Genomic DNA, 1,492 nt, shown 5'->3' on the forward strand with positions numbered 1-1,492 from the left:
GGGTTGGGGTGCGCGCGCGGAGGTCCCGGCGTCCGCGGGAACCTCCGGTGTGCTTGTGCGCTCGAACGAGGACAGGATGTCGAAGTGGCCGGCCTCGAGTTCGGACTGGCGCGTGAAGCTCACGCGCACCGCGCCCTGCAGGGTATAGGCCTGCGAGCGCGCGTGACGGATGACGACGTCGCACAGTTCCTCGGCCAGTTGGACGCCCCATTCCTGGGCCCGGGGGAAGTCGTCGTCGGAGAACTCCACGGTGAAGACGTTGGGTGCCATGGTGCGGCCCGCGGGAACGGTGAAGGACTCCTGGTCCAGTTCACGGCGCAGGGCGCTTGCGATCTCCACGGCCTCGACCCGCTTGCGAGAACCCGCGGTGAAGGCGGTGCGGACCACCTTCTCGATCCCGTTCTCCAGCCCGGTCCAGAAACCCATCCCGCCTCCTTCCTCGGTCAGCCAGTGGCGCTGCGCGGCGTGCGACCGCAGGGGGCGGCGGTACACACGGTCATGGACAGTGTTCAGAATAGTAGCCGGACAGGCTGAGTGGGCGGTGACAGCGCGCGTGATCCCGCTGGGAGCGCGCCCGGCCGGGTAGGACGCGGTGGCCGGCCCGGCGCGTCGCGACGTACCGCGGTGCAGCGCGGGTGGTCAACACACTGCGACTTCTACCGACGGACCCTCGACCCGGTCCCCCGGGGCGGGCGATACTCGGGACCATGAAGCGACCCCAGAAGATCCTGACCCTCGGTTCCGCCGCACTGCTGAGCGCCTCGTTGCTCGTGGGCTGCGGGAACACCACCCAGAACCAGGCCCCTGCGCAGAACGACGCGACCCAGGGCGCCGGGGACGCCACCCCGGCGGCCACCGGCACCACGCAGGACGCGGCCATGCCCGACGCGACCGGTGCATCCCCGTCCGACACCGCGTCCGCCACGGACAGCGCCTCGCCGTCCGACAGCGCCTCGCCCACGAGCAGCGCGTCCGGCAGTGCGAGCCCGAGCGGTTCGGCGTCCGGCGCGGCCGTCAACGGCGGGCAGGCCGCCGCGCTGGCCGCCGTGGACTCCGCGCTGGCCCAGCACCAGGGTGGTGACGTGGTGGAGATCGATTACGACCGCCGCGCGGACAAGTTCGAGGTGGACCTGATCGCGGACGGTAACGCCCACCAGGTCACGGTGGACGGCACGGGCAAGAACGTCCAGGAGGACCGTGCGGACGGCCGCGCGGACGAGGACGACGTGGCCGAGCTGCGTGCCGCGGCCGTGGGCGCGAAGGACGCGATCAAGCGGGTCTTCGAGTCCGCCGAGTCCGAGTCGGGCACCAAGGTGCTGGACGAGGCCTCCCTGGACGAGGACGACGACGTCGTGCGCTGGGAAGTTGAGCTCGACATCGACAACCGGGACAGGGAGTACACGGTCAACGTGCAGGACGGCAGCGTCACCGCGCGCTGACGTCCCGGGGCGCCGCTTACATACCGTCTTGCCCCTGTCTCTTATACCCATCT

The 1,492-nt window shown here is 70.7% G+C and carries 2 protein-coding genes; one reads left to right on the top strand and one right to left on the bottom strand.

Annotated elements, in window-relative coordinates; translation table 11 throughout:
- On the bottom strand, positions 1-426 hold a 426-nt coding region (locus J1M36_RS09460), incomplete at its 3' end, for a DUF3662 domain-containing protein (RefSeq protein WP_206479167.1).
- A 281-nt stretch (positions 427-707) separates the two neighbouring features.
- Between J1M36_RS09460 and J1M36_RS09465 the strand changes: the two genes are divergently transcribed.
- Positions 708-1,439 carry a hypothetical protein gene (locus tag J1M36_RS09465; RefSeq protein ID WP_206479168.1) on the top strand — a complete coding sequence of 244 codons (732 nt, stop codon included), beginning with the start codon at positions 708-710 and terminating at the stop codon, positions 1,437-1,439.
- Positions 1,440-1,492: the final 53 nt, after the last annotated feature.

It is taken from the genome of Kocuria sp. KRD140 (genome assembly GCF_017168375.1).
In the GTDB taxonomy this organism is placed as follows: Bacteria; Actinomycetota; Actinomycetes; order Actinomycetales; family Micrococcaceae; genus Kocuria; species Kocuria marina.

Bases quoted from the DNA above. Each gene is read 5' to 3' on its own strand.
- J1M36_RS09465 (WP_206479168.1), top strand. From the start codon at position 708: ATGAAGCGACCCCAGAAGATCCTGACCCTCGGTTCCGCCGCACTGCTG.